The following is a 19,259-nucleotide window of genomic DNA, read 5'->3' on the forward strand; positions in this document are numbered from 1 at the left end:
GCGCCCCCCGGGCACTCACCGGAGCTGCCTCAGACCGCCCCAGCACCTGTCAGCGACCGCACCTCGGTCTCCGCGTGCTTGGCCTCGTCCGGCGGCTCCGCGGACGTGACCGTGCCCAGCCAGCCCGACAGGAAGCCGAGCGGAATCGACACCAGGCCGGGGTTCTGCAACGGGAAGTACTGGAAGTCCACGCTCGGGAACAGCGAATCGGGACTCCCCGACACCACCGGCGACAGCAGGACGAGCAACAGCGCGGGCACCAATCCGCCGTATACGGCCCACACGGCACCGCGGGTCGTGAAACTCCGCCAGAACAGCGAGTACAACAGCACCGGCAGGTTCGCGGAGGCGGCGACCGCGAAGGCAAGGCCCACCAGGAAGGCCACGTTCAGGTCGCGGGCCAGCAGCCCGAGCGCGATCGCGACCACCCCGATCCCCACCGCCGCCGTACGCGCCACGGTGACCTCGCTGCGGGGCTTCACATGCCGGCGGCGCAGCGAGGCATAGAGGTCGTGGGCCACGGACGCCGAGGACGCCAGGGTGATCCCGGCGACGACCGCGAGGATCGTTGCGAAGGCAATGGCCGCGACGACAGCAAAGAGAACCGTTCCTCCCGCGGAGTTCGCACCGCCGCCCAGATCAAGCGCGAGCAGCGGAACCGCCGTGTTGCCCGCCGCGTTCGCTCCCCGCACCGCCTCCGGGCCGACGATCGCCGCCGCGCCGAAGCCCAGCACGATCGTCATCAGGTAGAAACCCCCTATGAGCCCGATCGACCAGACCACCGAGCGCCGCGCGGCCCGTGCCGTGGGCACGGTGTAGAAACGCGCCAGGATGTGCGGCAGCCCGGCCGTACCGAGCACCAGCGCGAGCCCCAGGCTGATGAAGTCGAAGCGCGCCGTCCAGTCCCCGCCGTATTTCAACCCGGGTGCGAGAAACGCGTCACCATGCCCGCTGCGCTCCGCCGCGGAACGCAGCAACTCATTCACGTCCCCGTGGAACCTCACCAGGACGAGCACGGTCAAGGCGATGGAACCGCTCAGCAACAGGACCGCCTTGACGATCTGAATCCACGTGGTGGCCCGCATCCCTCCCAGCGACACATAGATCACCATGAGTGCGCCGACACCGATCACCGTCCAGTTCCGCGCCGCCTCGCTCGAGCCTCCCAGCAGTAGCGCGACCAGGCTGCCCGCCCCCACCATCTGCGCCACCAGATACAGAACGGACACGGTCACCGAAGAGGTTCCCGCCGCGATCCGCACCGGCCGTTCGTTCATCCGGGCCGCGACGACGTCGGCGAGAGTGAACCGCCCGCAGTTGCGCACCAGTTCGGCGACCAGGAACAGGACGACCAGCCAGGCGACGAGAAACCCGACGACGTACAGCAGCCCGTCGTAGCCGTAGAGCGAGATGAGCCCCGTGACCCCCAGGAACGACGCCGCCGACATGTAGTCACCCGAAATGGCAAAACCATTCTCCATCGGCGAGAACAACCGGCCGCCGGCATAGAACTCCTCGGCCGACCCGTGCCGGTTGCGACTCACCCACGTCGTGATCCCCAGCGTCACCGCCACGAATGCGCTGAACAGCAGCAACGCCAGCGTCTGATGGCTGCCGGTCACCGCTCACCACCTCTGACGCTCCGGGTCAGCTCCTGGGTGTCCCAGCGCAGATCGAGCGCGGCCCGGTCCCTGCGCAGCCGCGCATGCCGCGCGTACGCCCACGTGAACAGAAACGTGCTGAGGAACTGCCCGAGCCCCGCCACCATCGCCACGTTCACCGCGCCGGCGACGGGCCTGGCCATGAACCCGGGCGCCGTCGTCGCCGTCACCACATAGCCCACGTACCAGGTGAAGAACGCGGCAACGCCCGGCACCACGAACCTCCGGTACCGGCTGCGCACCTCCTGGAAGGCCGCACTGCGCTGCACCTCCAGATAGACGTCGGCCGTCCTGCCCGTGAGCCCTTCGTGCTCCGGGCGCGCGGACGGCACGGCAGGAGCGGGCGCGCCCGTGCCGTCCAACTCACCCCAGCCGGACGCGAGCGCGTCGTACCAGGGGTCATCGAACCGGACCTCCCCGGTATCGCGACCGTCGTGCTTCTCCACCGAACTCTCCTTGTCCGCGACCCTTTTTCGGCCGCGTGCCCAAGGATGGACAGATCGGGAAGATCCCGGACTCTTCTCTCCGCGCTCTTCACCCCATCAGGTGACTCATCCCGTCGGTGGCCGTACGAGACCCTTCCCAAAGGCATAACGCACTGCCTGAGCACGATCCTTGAGGCCCGTCTTGGCGAAGAGGTTGTTGATGTGGGTCTTCACAGTGGCCGTGGAGACGTGCAGCCTGCGGGCGATCTCCTGATTGGTGAGGCCGTCGGCGATCAGCAGCAGCACCTCGGTCTCCCGCGTGGTGAGCCCATCGGGCGGCTCCACGGGCACATCGGCCGCGGGCGCCGGTTCCGACAGCCGCTCCAACAATCGCCGTTGAATGCTCGGCGAGAGTCCCGCGTCCCCCGACAGCACGCTTTCCACCGCGCGCACGATCTCGTCGCCACCCGCGTCCTTGGTGAGATAGCCACGGGCTCCCGCTCTGAGCGCGGGGAACAGCGACTCGTCGTCCGCGTACGTGGTGAGCACGACGACCTGCGTCCCCGGGTGCTCGGCGCGAATGCGCCGGGTCGCCTCGACGCCGTCGCAGCGCGGCATGCGCAGGTCCATCAGCACGACGTCCGGGGCGAGCTCGGCCACAAGTGCCACGGCCTCGTGGCCGTCCCCGGCCGCACCCACGACGTCGATCCCCGGCAGCAGGCCCAGCAGCATCACAATGCCTTCGCGCACCACGGTCTGGTCGTCCGCCACCACGACCCGAGCCGGCTTCCTGGTCTCCTCCTCCGTCATACGGGCACCCTCAGCGTCACCACGAACCCCTCCTCGTCCGGCCCGGCCTCCAACGAGCCACCCAGCAGCTCGGCACGCTCCCGCATGCCCAGCAGACCGTACCCGGCCCCCGCACCGCTGAGTTCGCCCGGCGGTCCTCCCGAGTCCCGTACGCCCAGGGTCACTTCGTGCTCGCCGTACTCGAGCCGCATATGGACCTTGGCGCCCGGCGCATGCTTGCGGACGTTCGTCAGGGCTTCCTGCGCCACCCTGCGCACCGCTTGCGAGGCCTCGGCGGGCAGCGGCTGCCGTTCACCCGCAACGGTGATGTCGGCGCCGTCCACCGTGGCGACCAGTTCGCTCAGGAAGTCCTCCACCGGGGACATCTCCCCCCGAAGGGCGGAGAGCGCCTGCCGGGTCTCGGCAAGCCCTTCACGGGCCATCCCACGTGCCGCCACCACCCGCTCGATGATCTGCTCCCGGTCGGCGCCCCGCTCGATCAGCAGCCGGGCCGCCTCCAGATGCACCATCTGCGCCGAGAGACTGTGCGCCAGGACGTCATGGATCTCCCGCGCGATCCTGGCCCGCTCCGCGAGCGCCGCGGACTCCGCCTCGGCCACACGAGCCGCCCGCTCCTGAGCGAGCAACCGCTGGGCACTGCCGCGGGCCTCCGCGTCGAGGCGCAGCACGTATCCGGCCAGGGCGAGACCCCCGGCGGTGGCCGCCGTGGTCAGCCAGACGTCGTTGTTGACCGCCGCGAACGCGCTCAGTGCCAAGGAGGTGGCAGGCAGTGCCGCCGCGAGAGGCAGCCTCTCTATGGCGCTGATGGCGCACCCGCACCACAGGACGATGGCCGGCACCCGGAAGCCCGTGCTCACTCCCACCGTCGCGATCACGAGCAGCAGGGCGAGCAGCGCCAGAGACGGCAGCAGACGGTGTTCGAGCGTCGTCCGCCAGAAGGCCCACGCCGCCAGCCCGCAGACGAGGACCCCCAAAACGCCCGCCGTGATCTTCCAGGCGCCCAGATGGCCGCTCGTGAAGGTCGTCCACAGGAGCAGGCCGAGGGCGAAGAGGCGCGCGGCCCAGGCGAGCGCGCGCCTGGGCTTGGCCACTCCGGCTCGGGACAGCGCCTCGCGGGAGGGCCAGCGCTTCAAAGCGTTCTCCGTCACACGCGCTCCTTCCACGAGCCCTGGGGCACGTCGTCACCGTACGCCGTCGCCTGCACGACGGTCGGGTGCAGAGACCGAGAGCGCCAGGCCAGGATCCCGGAGCGGACCAGCAGAGTGGCCGCGAGGGCGAGCAGCAGGGCGGAGCTGTCCTGATGGACGCCCAACAAGGTGCCGATTCCGAACAGTCCCAGCCGCAGGGCTATGCCCACACCCCAGACGGCCGCGCTGGCCTTGGTGCTCTTGCTCCACACCGAGCCGTCCGGCTCCGCCCATATCCGTGTCGTCCACCCCCACGCGGCTCCGGTGGCCAGCCCGATGAACAGCTCTGCCCCCAGCAGCAGAATCGCCTCGGTCCGATGGTGGATGTCGATCAGGCCCGGCTCCCGCAGAGCGATCACGGCCAGGACCGCGGGCACGATCCACCACCGCCTGTCCGTGCTGATCCTGCGCGTACGGAATTGGCGCGCGACGACCAGCACGACTACGGCGAGGATCACCAAGGCATTGACGAGCCCGGACATCACGACCTCCGTGGGCGAGGAAGAGCGGGTGCCGACAGCAAGCGCTGTCGACGCCTTCGACGCTACGGAAATCGGCAGCTCAGCAGATCGGAGCCGGGGTGGATCGTGGGTGGATCCGCACCCACCTCACCCCTCCACCCACGGGTGGAGCCCCCACGGCCCGCACCCACCAACCGCGGTTCTCGCCCTCGCCGCCCCTACCCTCCCCCAAGCTCTCGGCTTCGCTCGAGCAGGGGGGACCCCCATCATCCCCACTCGGGGGCTCCGCCCCCACACCCCCGCATCGGCCTGAACGGCTTCGTCCTCGAACGCCGGACTGCTGAAAATGCGCGCAGCGCCCCTTGAGGGGCGCGGGAACTGCGCGACCAGCCTCCACCCACCCGCAGCCGGCCCTCCCACGGAAGGGGCCGTGGCGGTGCGTCGCAAGCCCGTCGCTTACGCCCGGATCGAGCAGCGGCTCCCATACCCGGCCCACGCCTGATCCAGCGGCGACGGGCTCGACGCACCGCCACGGCCCCGACCCACCACAAACACCCGGCACCGGCACCGGCACCGGCACCGGCACCGGCACCGACCAGCGCAGCGCCTACGCGTCGATACGCGACCTATCCAGCGTCGCCGCAGAGCTGGAGATGAACTCCTTACGAGGAGCGACATCGTTCCCCATCAGCAGGTCAAACACCTGCTCGGACGCCTCCAGGTCGGAGATGTTGATCCGCCGCAGCGTCCGGTGGCGCGGGTCCATCGTCGTCTCCGCCAGCTGATCGGCGTCCATCTCGCCAAGACCCTTGTAACGCTGGATCGAGTCCTTGTAGCGCACGTTCTTGCGCTGCAGCTCCAGCAGCGTCTCGCGCAGCTCACGGTCCGAGTACGTGTAGACGTACTTGTCCTGGCCCTTCTTGGGCTGGCTCAGCTCGATGCGGTGCAGCGGCGGCACCGCCGCGAACACCCGCCCCGCCTCGACCATCGGCCGCATGTACCGCTGGAACAGCGTCAGCAGCAGAATCCGGATGTGCGCCCCGTCGACGTCGGCGTCGACGAGCAGGATGATCTTCCCGTACCGCGCCGCGTCGATGTCGAACGTCCGCCCCGACCCGGCCCCTATGACCTGGATGATCGCGCCGCACTCGGCGTTCTTGAGCATGTCCGTGACGGACGCCTTCTGGACGTTGAGGATCTTGCCGCGAATCGGCAGCAGCGCCTGGAACTCGGAGTTCCTGGCCAGCTTGGCGGTGCCGAGCGCGGAGTCTCCCTCGACGATGAACAGCTCGCTGCGCTCGACGTCGTCGCTGCGGCAGTCCGCGAGCTTGGCGGGCAGCGAGGAGGACTCGAGGGCGGTCTTCCGACGCTGCGCGTCCTTGTGCTGGCGGGCCGCGATCCGCGTACGCGCGGCGGCGACGGCCTTCTCCATCACGACCCGGGCCTGCGCGGCCGCGTCCCGCTTCGTGGTGGTCAGGAAGGCCTTGAGTTCGTTGGAGACCACGTTCGTCACGATCCGGCGGGCCGCCGAGGTGCCGAGGACCTCCTTGGTCTGGCCCTCGAACTGCGGCTCCGCGAGGCGCACGGTGACGACGGCGGTCAGGCCCTCCAGGGCGTCGTCCTTGACGATGTCGTCCTCGGCGACCCGCAGCAGCTTCTTGGCCCGCAGCACCTCGTTCATCGTCTTGGCGACGGCCTGTTCGAAGCCGGCGACGTGGGTGCCGCCCTTGGGCGTGGCGATGATGTTCACGAACGACTTGAGGTTCGTGTCGTAGCCGGTACCCCAGCGCAACGCCACGTCGACGCCGAGCTCACGGGTGACCTCGGTGGGCGTCATCTGCCCGTGGTCGTCGAGGACCGGGACGGTCTCCTTGAAGGTGCCCTGCCCGGAGAAGCGGAGGACGTCGCAGACGGGCTTGTCGATGGCCAGGTACTCGCAGAACTCGCTGATGCCGCCGTCGAAGCGGAAGGACTCCTCACCCTTGCTGCCGCCCTCTCCGAGCCCGTATTCGTCACGGACGACGATGGTCAGGCCGGGCACCAGGAACGCGGTCTGGCGGGCGCGCTGGTGCAGGTTCTCCAGGGAGAGCTTGGCGTCCTTGAGGAAGATCTGGCGGTCGGCCCAGTAGCGCACGCGCGTGCCGGTGCGTGTCTTGGGGATCCGCTTCAGCTTGCGCAGCCCGCTGGTCGCGTCGAAGGCGGCCTCGGGACCGTCCGCCTTGAACGCTCCCGGAGTGCCGCGACGGAAACTCACGGCATGGGTGTGGCCACCGCGGTCCACCTCGACGTCCAGACGGGCGGAGAGCGCGTTCACCACGGAGGCGCCCACGCCGTGCAGACCGCCGGAGGCCGCGTACGAGCCGCCTCCGAACTTGCCGCCCGCGTGCAGCTTGGTCATCACGACCTCGACGCCCGACATGCCGGTCTTGGGCTCCACGTCGACCGGGATGCCGCGGCCGTTGTCTCGCACCTCCACCGAGGCGTCGTCGTGCAGGATCACCTCAATGTGGTCACAGTAGCCCCCGAGGGCCTCGTCCACGGAGTTGTCGATGATCTCCCACAGGCAGTGCATAAGACCGCGGCTGTCGGTCGAGCCGATGTACATGCCGGGGCGCTTGCGTACGGCCTCGAGCCCCTCGAGGACGAGCAGGTGCCGCGCGGTGTAGTTGGAACCGTCCCGGTCTGCTCCGGTCAGCAACGCTGTGGACGGCACGGACGTGTCGGCGGTCACGCGGTTCGCTCCTCGCTGAATTTCAGATGGGACCCTTTTGGGTAAGGGGCCGGCTTCGGTCTCCGCTCAGAGGGTACCGAGGCCTGGTAGAGCCGTTGTAACGCCACCCTCGCATGAACTCAGACTAGTCCAGGCTCGCATGGGTGTTCGATCCCTCGATGGAGTGAAGTACATATCACGTTCCCTTCGAGGCATGAACCATTTAGGCTCCGGGCACGTCCTCATGAACAACCGGCAAGCCAGCCGGGGAGGACTTGACCCTGACAGACAGCGCGAACCCGTAAGACACAAAGACACGTAATACGGCTCATTCGCCGCCACCCGGCAGCAGACAGCCGCCCCGGAAGAATTTTTCGAGGAAAAGCCACGAGCGGGAACGTTTTCGGCCTGGTTGGATGTTGACCCTGGTACGACAGCTCGTCGAGCTAGAGAAGAGGCGACGTGACTACTGTTCTGACCCCCGCGAGCCCGCTGACGGCCGCTGACCGCTGCGACCGTTGCGGCGCCCAGGCATATCTGCGCGTCGTCCTCCTCAGCGGCGGTGAACTGCTCTTCTGCGCCCACCACGGACGCAAGTTTGAGCCGGAACTCAAGAAGATCGCCGCTGAGATACAGGACGAGACGGAGCGACTGACGTCGGTCCCGGCAACGTCCAACGACGAAGAGCGCTGACACTTCGCGTCAACGACGACGAGCCAGCTCTGGCAATAGGCCGGTGTACGGGCGGTCACCCCTGCTACTCGGGGTGACCGCCCGTATGCGTACCGCCTCCCGGCGGTGCAGTGCGCCACCGCCCGGAGCGGCCGCACGGTTCCGTGCGGCCGCGACGCGGACCGCGCTCACGCACTTCAATGCGCCACCGGTGCGCGCCCTTGCTGGGCACCTCTACGCGCCACCGGCCCCTATCGCTCCGGCGCTCCTCCACACGCCACTGGCCCGAACCGCGCCCGCGTACCCTCCACGCGCCACCGATTCACCCCACCCCGGCGCCCCGTGTCCCGCGATCCGCTGCGTTCCGTACCGCTTCCGCCCGTGCGGCCTCAGCGGCTCGTATCGAGCGCCCTGACGACGTCTGAGACCCGCGTGTAGACCCCGGGGCTTCCCGCCTGCCCGCAGCCGCTACCCCAGGACACGAGGCCGATCAGTCGTCCCTGGGCGACGAGCGGGCCACCGCTGTCCCCCTGGCAGGCATCCCGCCCACCCGCGACCTCCCCGGCACACACCATGGAAGCGGCTCGATAAGCCCCTTCCTCACTCCCCGGATACGCCCGCTCACAGACCGAGTCGGACAGTACGTTCACGCTCGCGGACCGCAGACTGAGCGGGTAATTGCCGATGCCTGACGTATCGCCCCAGCCGTAGACCGCGGCGGCCGTGCCGGGCGCGTACGCGGGATCCCCCGAGGGGGCCATACGGATGACCGAGCTCTGGGGCAGCGGGGAGGCGAGGGTGATCACGGCGAAGTCCCCGGCGTTCGTGGTGGCGTCGTACTGCGGGTTGACCCAGGTCTCGCGCACCGGGATCTCCTTGCCCTTGCCGGACAGCAGGTCGGTACGGTCCACGATGATCTTCAAGTCGTGGATCTGCTTCGGTGGCGCCCCCAGCACGAGCGGACTCATGCAGTGGGCCGCGGTCAGCACGAGCGACGGGCCGATCACCACGCCGCCGCAGAACTGCCCGGCCCGCGTACCTCCGAACCGGTCACGGCTGGACAGTGCCACCGTCCACGGACTCTGAGCGATGTCGACCGGATGGCCCCCGATGACGACGTCGTCGGTCGCGGCCGGGGCGGGGGATGCCAGCGGTATGAGGGCCGCGGCGGCCGCGAGGGCCAGTACTGGGGCGAAAGGACGGTGCATGCGCGTTCCTCACTCTGGGATGGTCATGGAACACCCAGAGTGATCCAGCAAGCGGCGGCGCGCACTCCATGCATGCGCCGAGGGCCCGGCTCCCCATCGGGAGTCGGGCCCTCGGCGACAGTACGGTCGAGACCTAGTCGAGGTAGTCGCGCAGCACCTGCGAACGCGACGGGTGACGCAGCTTCGACATCGTCTTGGACTCGATCTGACGGATCCGCTCACGCGTGACGCCGTACACCTTGCCGATCTCGTCGAGGGTCTTCGGCTGACCGTCGGTGAGACCGAAACGCATGGAGACGACGCCCGCCTCGCGCTCGGACAGGGTGTCGAGGACGGAGTGCAGCTGCTCCTGGAGGAGCGTGAAGCTGACCGCGTCGGCCGGGACGACGGCCTCGGAGTCCTCGATGAGGTCACCGAACTCGCTGTCACCGTCCTCGCCCAGCGGAGTGTGCAGCGAGATGGGCTCGCGGCCGTACTTCTGGACCTCGATGACCTTCTCAGGGGTCATGTCGAGTTCCTTCGCCAGCTCCTCCGGGGTGGGCTCGCGGCCCAGATCCTGGAGCATCTGACGCTGCACGCGCGCGAGCTTGTTGATGACCTCGACCATGTGCACCGGGATACGGATGGTGCGGGCCTGGTCGGCCATGGCGCGGGTGATCGCCTGACGGATCCACCAGGTGGCGTACGTGGAGAACTTGTAGCCCTTGGTGTAGTCGAACTTCTCGACCGCGCGGATCAGACCGAGGTTGCCCTCCTGGATGAGGTCCAGGAAGAGCATGCCGCGGCCGGTGTAGCGCTTGGCCAGGGAGACCACCAGACGGAGGTTGGCCTCCAGGAGGTGGTTCTTGGCGCGACGGCCGTCCTCGGCGATGATCTCCAGCTCGCGCTTGAGCTTGGGGGCGAGCTTGTCCGCGTTGGCCAGCTTGTCCTCTGCGAACAGACCGGCCTCGATGCGCTTGGCGAGCTCGACCTCCTGCTCGGCGTTGAGCAGGGGGACCTTGCCGATCTGCTTGAGGTAGTCCTTGACCGGGTCGGCGGTGGCGCCGGCCGCGGCGACCTGCTGCGCGGGCGCGTCGTCCTCGTCCTCGTCGGACAGGACGAAGCCCTGGGCGCCGTCCTCGGCGGGCTCCTCGGCACCGGGCTTGCCCGGGGTCTCCTCGACCGCCTCGTCGTCGATGAGCTCGGCGTCGTCCTTCTTGGCGGTGGTCTTCTTCGCGACGGCCTTCTTGGCGACCGTCTTCTTCGCGACGGCCTTCTTGGCGACCGTCTTCTTGGCGGCGACCTTCTTGGCGGACGCGTCCTCAGCCGGATCGTCGGCCACGGGCACTGCCGGGGCGGCTGTGGCGGCGACCTTCTTGGTGGTCACCGTCTTCGCCGCGACCGTCTTGGTGGCGGTGCGCTTGGCCGGACTCTTCGCTGCGACGCTCTTTCGGGTGCGCTTGGGCTCCGCGGCACTGACCATCAGCGTCACACCCTCTTCCTCGAGGATCTGGTTGAGGCTGCGCAGTACGTTCTTCCACTGAGTGGCCGGAATCTGGTCAGCTTCGAAGGCCCGACGCACGTCATCGCCGGCGATCTGCCCCTCAGCCTTTCCCCGCTCAATGAGCGCCATGACAGAGACGGACTCGGCGATCTCCGGCGGGAGCGTACGGGATGTGCTGGCCGACACGAACAACCTCTCGGAACGTTGGAAAACGGCTTCCGGCCCCGTCCACTGCGGACAGGAGCCGACGACCGCCGACTTGGGGATGGGTCGACGGCGCGGGCGGGAGCCGGGAGGATGCACAGCGCCGTAAACGGCGTCCGTATTCCCTCCTCGGCTGTCACCTCTTAGGTCATCGCGCAGTTCCGAAGAGCGTTACGCCCAATCTGCGTGGCCCGAGTCACACCCCGTAAGTGCCCAAAAGCGGCCAGATACGGTCAGAGGAGGTCAGCCGATGGACTCATCACCTCAAACCGATGGGTTCATCACCTCAGCCGATGGCTTGATCACCTTCATCACATCGCCGGATCCCGCCGGATCCCGGAAGGATCCGACGGGGTCCGGCGGGGGATGTTCCGCCGACCAAGCGATGCCACGAGAGGGCACACGCCCCCCGACCGCGCCGCTCTCGGGGCGCGATCAGTGCTCGCGCGGCGCGGGCACCACGCGCTCCACCTCGGGGTGAACGGCGAGCAACTGCCGCATGGCCGCCTCGGCCGCCGCGCCGTCGGCCTCGGCCAGGGCGTCGACGATCCGGCCGTGGTGCGTCAAGGAGGTCTCGTTCGGTCGGTCGCAGCCGGTGACGGGGCCGCCGGAGACCTGGAGCGCGGCCGAGACGATCCCGGAAAGGTGCTCCAGCATGCGATTGCCCGATACCTGGATGAGCAGCGAATGGAACTCCGCGTCGGCCCGCGAGAAGGTGAGCGAGTCACCCTGCGCCATGGCATGGCCCATGATCTCGACCATGTCTCCGAGGCGCTGCTGGACCTCCTCGCGCCCGTGCCCGGCGGCCAGACGCGCGGCGAGCGGCTCGATCGTCCAGCGCAGCTCGCTCAGCTCGCGCCGCTGGTCGTCGCGCTGCGGCCCGAAGGCCCGCCATTCGATGATGTCCGGGTCGAGAAGATTCCAGTCACTGACGGGGCGCACGCGCGTACCGACGTTGGGGCGGGCGCTGACCAGCCCCTTCGCCTCCAGGACGCGGAGCGACTCACGGACGACGGTACGGGAGACCTCGAACCGCTGTCCGATCTCCTCGGGGACGAGCGGGCGGTCCGCGCCCAGGTCGCCGGAGACGATCATCTGACCCAGCTGCTGGACGAGTTGGCCGTGCAGTCCGCGTCCGCGGCTGCCCGCGGCGCGCCGGCCGACGCGGCCCAGTTCCGGGTCCGCGCCCTCCCACGCGGAGGCGCCGACGCGTTCGGCACCAGGGCCCTCGGCGTAGGGGTAGCGGTCTAGTCCGCCCGGGCCGGCCAGGCCGGAGTCTGAGGAGCGGGCGGCGGTCATCATGGTGTGCGCAAGGGTACTCACGGATCATTTGTCGGCGCTGTCTCCAACTCCCTTGAGGTCTTTGGTGAAAAGCACACGAAAGGGTGATCGCTCACCGCGTCGCAATTGACGCCTTATCGGAAAGAAATGGGCGTTCTCCGGGGAGTTGTGCGCACGGCGGGAACGGAAGGGTAAGGACGGTCGTCATCGCACCCTGCTTCGCAGGGTCGTGAGCAGATACGCGCAGAGCAGAGCGGTCAGCGACAACATCAGGGCACCACCCACGGGTTGGGCGACAAGGCGCGCCCCTGCCGCGATATAGCGCTCCCCCCCGAACGGCCATTGCATCAGCAGGAGCTCGCGCAGTCGCTCGGAAAACCCGGCCGCCTTCCGCACGGACGGTCCCGCCAAGGTCTTTTGTACGAGTGGTACGACCACGACCGGGACGGCGAGCACCGCCGCAAGCCCGGCGGTGGTGGACCGGAAGATGCCCGCCGCCAGCACTCCCGCCCAGGCACAGCCCACCGTGAGGCCGATCCAACTCGCGCTCAGCGAAAGCCAGTCCGCGGGAACTCCGACGAGCTCTCGTCCGTAGACGAGATAGAGCATTTCGAGGTCGCAGCCCACCGTGAGGACAGCCAGCGCCAGCGCGGTGACCGAGGCGACGAGGAGTTTGGCGGCGAGCAGTCCCAGGCGGCGGGGGACGGTGCCGCGGTCCGCGGCCAGGGCGGGGTGGCGGAACTCCTCGCCGAAGGCGAGCGCCCCGAGCAGTCCCGCACCGAGCGCCGCGGGCGGCAGAGGGCATTCCCGCGGCCAGGCGGCCAGGAGCCGCGGTTGGGGTGTGTGACCGATTCTGGCCAGGATTACGGACAGCAGGGCGGAGGTGACCAGCACGGCGATCGCGGTGAGGTAGCCGGTGCCCACTCCGGTGGCGCGCCGCAGTTCGTAGCGCAACGGACGCAAAGGGTTCGGGGCCTGGCGTACGGCGATGAGGGGCGGGAGCTGGGGCAGGTCCCGCGCGCCCAGCGAAGCAGCCGGAGGGGTCCGCGACTCGGCCGGCCCCGGCTCGTCGGCCGTGTCCGCACCGGTCCCGGCTACGGCGGTGGCGGATTCGCCGGTCGCGGGGGCATCGACCGTGGAGGTGGAGGTCTCGGAGGCAGAGGTCATGAGGGCAGAGGTCATGGTGCCGACGGTCGCGGGGGCGAGGCCCTCGGCAGGGAGCGTGGCATGTGGCCCCATGTCGCCTGTCTCGTCGGCGAGTTGGTGTACGAGGATGCCGTGCCGGAAGGCGGTCTCGCCGATGTCGGCGCAGGTGCTGCCGTACACCGAGAGCCGGTTGCCGTCCTCGCGCACGACCTCGACTGAACGCTGCGCGGCGCGGGCCTCCTTGGTGAGCAGGGCGCCGAGGCGGACGGCGTGCGGACTGCGGACGGCGACCCGGGGACGGAGCCGGGTGCGGGCGAAGTCCGCGGCTTCCTGGTCGGCGACGAGCCGGCCTCCCTCCAGCGTGATGACCTGGTCGGCCGTCCGAGCGGCTTCCTTGGGGTCGTCCGTGCTGAACAGAACGGTGCCGCCGTGGGCCGCGTGCGCCCGCAGAATCCCGTGCAGCCAGCGACCTTCGGTGATGGAGAGACCGCCGGCGGGATCGTCGAGGACGAGGGTGTGCGGATCGGACAGCAGCGCACAGGCCAGGCCCAGGCGGCGGTCCATGCCGTGCGACAAGGTGCCCAGGCGCTCGTCGCGCAGGCTCGCGAGCCCGACGGCTTCGATCACTTCGTCGACGCGCCGAATCGGGACACCGACGGCCGCGCACACCATGCCGAGCTGCCCGCGGACCGTACGCGCGGGATGGCCCGGCACCTCGCCCAGGAGCACACCGACCTCACGCGAGGGATGGGCGATCCGGTGCAATGGACGGCCTCTGAAGTAGGTGGTTCCGCGTCCCCGCTGGAGTTCGAGCATGAGCCTCAGCGCCGTCGTCTTGCCCGCGCCCGGGGCTCCGAGGAGCGCTGTGACGCGGCCCGAGCGCGCCTCGAAGGACACGTCGTCGACGGCGGGGGGAAGCTCCTTGCGGGGGTTGCTGGTCAATCCGATGGCCTGGATCACTCACAGCAAGATAGCGTGACATTTACGGTTTTTCGGGCATCTTGCGGCTCATTCGAGGCAGCTCTCCCCACTCTTTCGGGGCGACACGCCCCTGTGAGTCGATCCGCCCTCGTCAGACCTCGGGGCGCAGCATCGGCGGATTGAGCAATGTGGCACCGCCGGCGCGGAACAGCTGCGCGGGTCGGCCGCCCTGGCGCGTGGTCGTACCGCCCGTGGGCACGAGGAACCCCGGAGTGCCCGTCACCTTGCGGTGGAAATTGCGCGGGTCGAGTGCCACCCCCCACACAGCCTCGTACACGCGGCGCAGCTCTCCGACGGTGAACTCGGACGGGCAGAAGGCGGTGGCCAACGACGAGTACTCGATCTTGGACCGGGCGCGTTCCACCCCGTCCGAGAGGATCTGGGCGTGGTCGAAGGCGAGGGGGGCCGCCTGCTCTCCGTCGCGGCCGTAACCGCCCTGCTGCAGCAACTCCTCCACGGGCGCCCAGCGCGCGCTGTTGGCGTCGCCTCCGGCCCTGGGCGCGGGCAGATCGGGGGCCAGCGCGAGATGGGCGACGCTGACCACCCTCATCCGCGGGTCGCGCTTGGGGTCACCGTAGGTCGCCAGCTGTTCCAGGTGCGCGCCGTTGTCCTGTGCCGGGGCCGACGGGTCGTGGGCGCGCAGCCCGGTCTCCTCGACCAGCTCTCGCGCGGCCGCCTGTGCCAGGTCCTCGTCGGGCCGTACGAAGCCGCCCGGAAGCGCCCACCGTCCCTGGAAAGGCTGTTCCCCCCTCCGTACCGCCAGCGCACACAGGGCATGGCGACGCACGGTCAGCACGACCAGGTCCACGGTCACGGCAAAGGGCGGAAAGGCCGACGGGTCGTAGGGCATGCCGCGATCATAGTCGTCTGCCTGACGATAAACACGCCCTTCGCCAGTCGCTTCCGCTGATGATCCACTTACGTCCTGTACGGGTCCCACCGGCCGCTGCCGGTCGCCGCTCGAGGCCGCGTCGCGCAAGGTCACACCCCCAACTGCAGTCCGCCGGCCGCCTCCTCCACCATCGCGAGACCGAGTCTGCTGACACGCACGGAGAACGGGGCGCCCGCGATCCGCAGTCCCGTCAGTCCGATCTCGCCCAGCGGCGCACTACTGACCGGGCGCAGCGTCACCGTCCTGGCCGGGGCGTCGGGGCGGATGCCCGCGAGGGAGGTGAGGAGCAGCACCCCGGCGGCCGCCGCCGTGGCCGCAGGCCGACAGGCGGCGGGGTGCGGGAGCGGGGCACCGCCTTCCGTGCGCTGCTCTCCCGCATACATCTCGGGCAGCCGGTGTCCGAAGGTCTCGGCCGCCGCCAGCAGGCCCCGGAACAGAGCGCTCGCCTCCTTCTCGTAGCCCGCGGTGACCAGACCGGTGACGGCGATCGCGGTCTCCTGGACGCGCACGGCGCCGCCGCGGTGTCCGAAGGGGTTGTACGCCGTCTCCTTGGCGCCCAGGCTGCGCAGACCCCAGCCGGAGTCCATGGCCGGGCCGCCGAGCAGCCGTGCGAGCTGCTCGGTCTGCACCTTGTCGAGCAGGCCCGGGGCGAACATGCCGGAGCCGAGCAGTCCCGTGTCGAGGAGGTGGGCGGTGCTCGCGCCGAGGTGGGGTACGAGCCGCCCGTCCGGGGCCCGGGCGGCCGCCGGTCTGCCACCTCCCCGGTCCTCGGCCCAGAAGTCCCCGCGGAACTCGGTCCGCATCTCCTGGGCCCACTGCACCAGTCCCTCGCCACCCGGCCGTCCGTGCGCGTCGAGCAGATCGGCGCCCAGCAGCGCCGCGCGGTGGGCATGCGCCTGCGTCTCGCAGCGGAACGGCCCGCCGGGGTGCGGGTCGGGCAGATAGGTGCCGTCACCGACGGTGGTCCGCAGCCAGGCGAGGCACCGCTCGGCCGCGGGCAGCAGTTCCTCGGTCTCCTGCTCCGGAAGTCCCCAGCGCCGGGCCTCCGCGAGCAGTACGGGGAACAGCAGGGTCGCCTCGGTGGCCGTGCAGCTCGGAGGCAGGTGCGGGCCCGCGTCCCGGCGCGGGCCGGGGATCAGGCCGGACTGCGCTCCCGGGCCCGCGATTTGGGTGCGGGCGAGGGTCCGCAGCGTGCCCACGGCGAGCCGGGTGCCGAGTGGCAGTGTCATCCGGGCCGCGACCAGTGCCTCGGCCGGCGCCAGGCCGCATCGCCACGGCGCCCCCGCCGCGAGGTACGTGTCCGACGGGTGGGCGGCATCGCGCAGCAGTAGCGCCTGGAGGTCCTCGACGCAGGTGTCCATAAACGCCTGGACCCTGGGGTCGTCACCGGTGGCCCGGGCGGCGGTGAACGGGCTCGTGGCGCCGCGGCCGACGGCTCTGGCCGGCCCCGCACCGCCCGGTCGCACCCGCAGCTCCACGCTCCGGGTGCCACCGGGTGGCAGTTCGAGCTCCCAGCGGAGCAGGCCCGCGGAGGCCAGGGCGTCGGCGGGCGGTGGGTCGGCGGCGACGATCGAGCTCCCGGTGGCACAGGACCATCGCAGGCCCGAGTCGTGGACGCTGGCGGGCAGTTCGGGCCCGGCTCGGCCCGAGGCGACGGAGCCGAGCTCCGCGAGATCCGTACCGAGGGCGACCTCGACGGGCACGCGCAGGGCGCGGGGGGAGGCGCTGCGCAGAGTGATCCGCTCCGTGCCGTCCGCGTCGCGCGTCCGCTCCACGACCACGTCGGGATCCGGGCCGCCGTCGGCGGAGGCGCGCACCGTCCCGACGAAGCGGGCCCGGTCCGCGGCGACCATCCGGGCCTGTACGGCCAGTGGTTCGCGCCCTGCCACTCGAACCTGGCAGCGGGACAGCATCCGGCGGCCCGCGCGGTAGAACCCCTCCAGCCCGCGGCCGGTCAGCTGCCCCTGGTCCGTGGAGATCGCCAGTCCCGGCAGCGCGACGCAGATCAGGGCGTTGTGCACGGGCGGCAGGTCCGTGGTCCGGCGCGGCCCAGGAAGCGGGGTGTGACGAGCCGTCGGACCGCCCGGCCCCGCGAAGGGGCTCAAAGCGCTCTCGACTCCCGCGAAGGGCACCTGCGAACCGGCGCGACGTGGGAAGGCCTGAGCGGGCCCGCGCACCGGCGGGAGGGCGCCGTCGGGATCGGAGGGTGGAATGGGCAGGGGCATGCGGCTTCCTTGGTCAGTGCGCCTGGGGCACGCTCGGCGCCGGGTGGGGGGATCCGGAGGGGCGAGGGCGTTCGGCGGCGCGGCCCGGCCACGGGTACCGCCACGCAGGTGAACGGAACGGCCCTGTCCGGAGTCACGCCCTGGGCCGGGCAAGCCGACCGAATGGCGGTGGGATGGCCGGTGGGGCGTGCCGCGGGCGGCTGATACGGGGACGGTGGGGGCCAGGGGTTCGGGCTTGGAGATCGCGGGCGCGCCCCGGCCCGCTCGTGCCGCGCGGGCCGGGGCGTGCCGCCGCGTCGAGTGGATGTCATCCGGTGCCGGGGGCCGTGTCACCCGAACCGATAATCGTCGATCCGCCCAGCTCCCCACGCTCACGTCTCCTCCCCCACAGCCCGCCGACCGCCCTTGCGACGGGCACGTGCCCTTTCGCTCGTCGACTCAGGCCCGCGCCCCGGCCCCTCCCCGCCGGGCACGGCCTCATCAGCGGGCCGACGCCGGCTACCCGCCCCGGGGTGACGCCCGCTTCCGCGCGGTGCCCCGATCCCCGCCGTGCGTGCCCTGCGCCGGCGTCGGTTCGAGGTGCCCGGCGACTCGGCGTCGTCGCGCGGTGCCGAGCGATCGGGACCCGCCGGCAGTTCCGCTTCCGCCCCTGTCCGGCCGGTGCGCTCCGCGCGCAGGCAGCGGCGGATCGACTCCGGGTTGAGGCCCTCGTTGCACGCCTGGTGCAGGAGACGGGCGAAGAGGTAGTCGGGATCGGCACCGAGTGCCATGGCCAGGGCCTCGCGAGCCTCCAGTTCGTCACCGGTCGACCAGGCGACCCACCCGGCGAGGGTGAGGGGTGCCGCCGCATGCTCGCCGTAGGGGCCGACGCAGCGGCGGGCCAGCGCCCGCCAGAGGCGCAGGGCCGGGCCGGCCTCGTCACCCTCCATCCACTCGGCGGCGCGGTCGCGGGTTGCGCGGTCCTGAAGTCCGAGGATCAGGGTGGCGGCCTCGTCGTGCTCCAGAAGGCCGTCGTCGCGGAGGTCCGCCGGGCGCGTGCCGGATACGGGTGGAGCGTCGGCGAACCGCTTCATGATCTGCCGGGCCAGTCCGAGGGTCTCCTCGGCCACCTCCGCACGGCCCTCGCCGTCGAGGATCCTGGGAACCAGGGCCATGCTCGCCGTGTCGAGCGCGGCCTGCTGCTCACCTGCGGCCGCGCCTTCCCACGAAATGAACCGGGCGATGAATTCCCTCAGCGATCCGCGCACTTGGAGGCCGGCGTAAGTCGCGGCGGCGGCAAGGACTGAGGTGCCGGGCAGTCCCATCGGATGCCCCTCGGACGAACAACACCCCTGGCCGGGGCAGCAGTACGACCAGAAGCGGCCGCCGGAGATGCACAGGGCCTCGACGACGGGGACGTCGAGGCGACCGCAGGCCGTGCGCAGAAACTGCGCGAGCGGCCGCAGACGTTCCATGACGTCCCGTCCCGACCCTCCGGTCTCCGGCTCCTGGCAGAGGTAGGCGACCATGCTCTCGGGCCGGGCCCCTCTGCGCTCGCTTCCCGTCACCAGTCCTTGTGCGAGCTGAGCGGCGACGGACGGCCAGTCGTCCGCGTGGGCCGGGATGCCGAGCCGTGCCCGCCCCCCGAAACGGCCGCGCCTCTCTCCGTCGTGCAGGGCGACCAGCACGATGCTGTCCTCGGGCCGGTATCCGAGCAGGTAGGGCAGGGCATCGGCCAGTTCGGCCGGTGTGCGCAGGGTCACCTGGTGCTGCCCGGGCAGGTCGTGCCCATCGTGCTCGCCCCGCCCGCTGCGCCGCGGCGCGTGGCCCGCGCCGTCTCCCCCGTGCCGACCGCGCCCGCTGATGTCATTGTCACCGGACGTGCCGGCGGCTTCGCTGTGATTCGTCATGCCGTGACCATCCCGCGGATCTTG

14 protein-coding genes are annotated in these 19,259 nt (G+C 70.5%); 1 reads left to right on the top strand and 13 read right to left on the bottom strand.

The features are described 5' to 3' along the window. Positions 1 to 29: 29 nt before the first annotated feature. The 6 genes from SMIR_RS08170 to SMIR_RS08195 all read right to left on the bottom strand — a co-directional run bounded on the left by SMIR_RS08170 (position 30) and on the right by SMIR_RS08195 (position 7,275). Entirely contained in the window at positions 30 to 1,622 is a 1,593-nt protein-coding gene (locus SMIR_RS08170; RefSeq protein ID WP_168496422.1) for a monocarboxylic acid transporter, read from the bottom strand. Beyond that, a complete protein-coding gene (locus tag SMIR_RS08175; RefSeq protein ID WP_212726820.1) occupies positions 1,619 to 2,107 on the bottom strand; it encodes a DUF485 domain-containing protein in 489 nt (162 codons plus the stop codon). Before SMIR_RS08175 ends, SMIR_RS08170 begins: the two co-directional genes overlap by 4 nt. A 105-nt stretch (positions 2,108 to 2,212) precedes the next feature. Next, complete coding sequence (locus SMIR_RS08180) at positions 2,213 to 2,896, bottom strand: response regulator transcription factor (protein ID WP_168496420.1); 684 nt, start codon at positions 2,894 to 2,896, stop codon at positions 2,213 to 2,215. Beyond that, the gene (locus SMIR_RS08185; RefSeq protein WP_168496418.1) at positions 2,893 to 4,044 is read right to left on the bottom strand and encodes a sensor histidine kinase; all 1,152 of its coding nucleotides are present in this window, start codon (positions 4,042 to 4,044) and stop codon (positions 2,893 to 2,895) included. Before SMIR_RS08185 ends, SMIR_RS08180 begins: the two co-directional genes overlap by 4 nt. Next, the gene (locus SMIR_RS08190) at positions 4,041 to 4,565 is read right to left on the bottom strand and encodes a DUF1453 domain-containing protein (protein WP_168496416.1); all 525 of its coding nucleotides are present in this window, start codon (positions 4,563 to 4,565) and stop codon (positions 4,041 to 4,043) included. The genes SMIR_RS08185 and SMIR_RS08190 overlap by 4 nt, the downstream gene beginning before the upstream one ends. A 586-nt stretch (positions 4,566 to 5,151) precedes the next feature. After that, the gene (locus SMIR_RS08195; protein WP_168496414.1) at positions 5,152 to 7,275 is read right to left on the bottom strand and encodes a DNA gyrase/topoisomerase IV subunit B; all 2,124 of its coding nucleotides are present in this window, start codon (positions 7,273 to 7,275) and stop codon (positions 5,152 to 5,154) included. 441 nt (positions 7,276 to 7,716) lie between these two features. On the opposite strand from SMIR_RS08195, the gene SMIR_RS08200 reads away from it, so the two are divergent. Further along, a complete protein-coding gene (locus SMIR_RS08200) occupies positions 7,717 to 7,947 on the top strand; it encodes a DUF7455 domain-containing protein (protein WP_075030622.1) in 231 nt (76 codons plus the stop codon). 368 nt (positions 7,948 to 8,315) lie between these two features. On the opposite strand, the gene SMIR_RS08205 is transcribed toward SMIR_RS08200, so the two are convergent. The 7 genes from SMIR_RS08205 to SMIR_RS08235 form a co-directional block, all read right to left on the bottom strand. After that, a complete protein-coding gene (locus tag SMIR_RS08205) occupies positions 8,316 to 9,134 on the bottom strand; it encodes a S1 family serine peptidase (protein WP_168496412.1) in 819 nt (272 codons plus the stop codon). Between the two features lie 133 nt (positions 9,135 to 9,267). After that, complete coding sequence (locus tag SMIR_RS08210; RefSeq protein WP_101403801.1) at positions 9,268 to 10,803, bottom strand: RNA polymerase sigma factor; 1,536 nt, start codon at positions 10,801 to 10,803, stop codon at positions 9,268 to 9,270. Positions 10,804 to 11,256: 453 nt separating this feature from the next. Further along, positions 11,257 to 12,144 (bottom strand): FadR/GntR family transcriptional regulator, encoded by an 888-nt coding sequence (locus SMIR_RS08215; RefSeq protein WP_159064415.1) that lies wholly within the window; start codon positions 12,142 to 12,144, stop codon positions 11,257 to 11,259. A 162-nt stretch (positions 12,145 to 12,306) separates the two neighbouring features. Continuing rightward, positions 12,307 to 14,208, bottom strand: coding sequence for an ABC transporter ATP-binding protein (locus tag SMIR_RS08220; protein WP_168496410.1), 1,902 nt, complete (start codon positions 14,206 to 14,208; stop codon positions 12,307 to 12,309). 112 nt (positions 14,209 to 14,320) lie between these two features. Beyond that, complete coding sequence (locus SMIR_RS08225; RefSeq protein WP_054229890.1) at positions 14,321 to 15,079, bottom strand: NUDIX hydrolase; 759 nt, start codon at positions 15,077 to 15,079, stop codon at positions 14,321 to 14,323. A gap of 131 nt (positions 15,080 to 15,210) precedes the next feature. Next, positions 15,211 to 17,346, bottom strand: a complete 2,136-nt coding sequence (locus SMIR_RS08230) for a glycogen debranching N-terminal domain-containing protein (protein WP_249938399.1) — start codon at positions 17,344 to 17,346, stop codon at positions 15,211 to 15,213. A gap of 371 nt (positions 17,347 to 17,717) precedes the next feature. Then, positions 17,718 to 19,235, bottom strand: coding sequence for a DUF4192 domain-containing protein (locus tag SMIR_RS08235; RefSeq protein ID WP_212726821.1), 1,518 nt, complete (start codon positions 19,233 to 19,235; stop codon positions 17,718 to 17,720). Positions 19,236 to 19,259: the final 24 nt, after the last annotated feature.

Origin of the sequence: Streptomyces mirabilis, from assembly GCF_018310535.1 — a bacterium.
GTDB lineage: Bacteria > Actinomycetota > Actinomycetes > Streptomycetales > Streptomycetaceae > Streptomyces.

Bases quoted from the DNA above. Each gene is read 5' to 3' on its own strand.
- SMIR_RS08190 (WP_168496416.1), bottom strand. From the start codon at position 4,565: ATGTCCGGGCTCGTCAATGCCTTGGTGATCCTCGCCGTAGTCGTGCTG.
- SMIR_RS08230 (WP_249938399.1), bottom strand. From the start codon at position 17,346: ATGCCCCTGCCCATTCCACCCTCCGATCCCGACGGCGCCCTCCCGCCG.
- SMIR_RS08205 (WP_168496412.1), bottom strand. From the start codon at position 9,134: ATGCACCGTCCTTTCGCCCCAGTACTGGCCCTCGCGGCCGCCGCGGCC.
- SMIR_RS08180 (WP_168496420.1), bottom strand. From the start codon at position 2,896: ATGACGGAGGAGGAGACCAGGAAGCCGGCTCGGGTCGTGGTGGCGGAC.
- SMIR_RS08235 (WP_212726821.1), bottom strand. From the start codon at position 19,235: ATGACGAATCACAGCGAAGCCGCCGGCACGTCCGGTGACAATGACATC.
- SMIR_RS08225 (WP_054229890.1), bottom strand. From the start codon at position 15,079: ATGCCCTACGACCCGTCGGCCTTTCCGCCCTTTGCCGTGACCGTGGAC.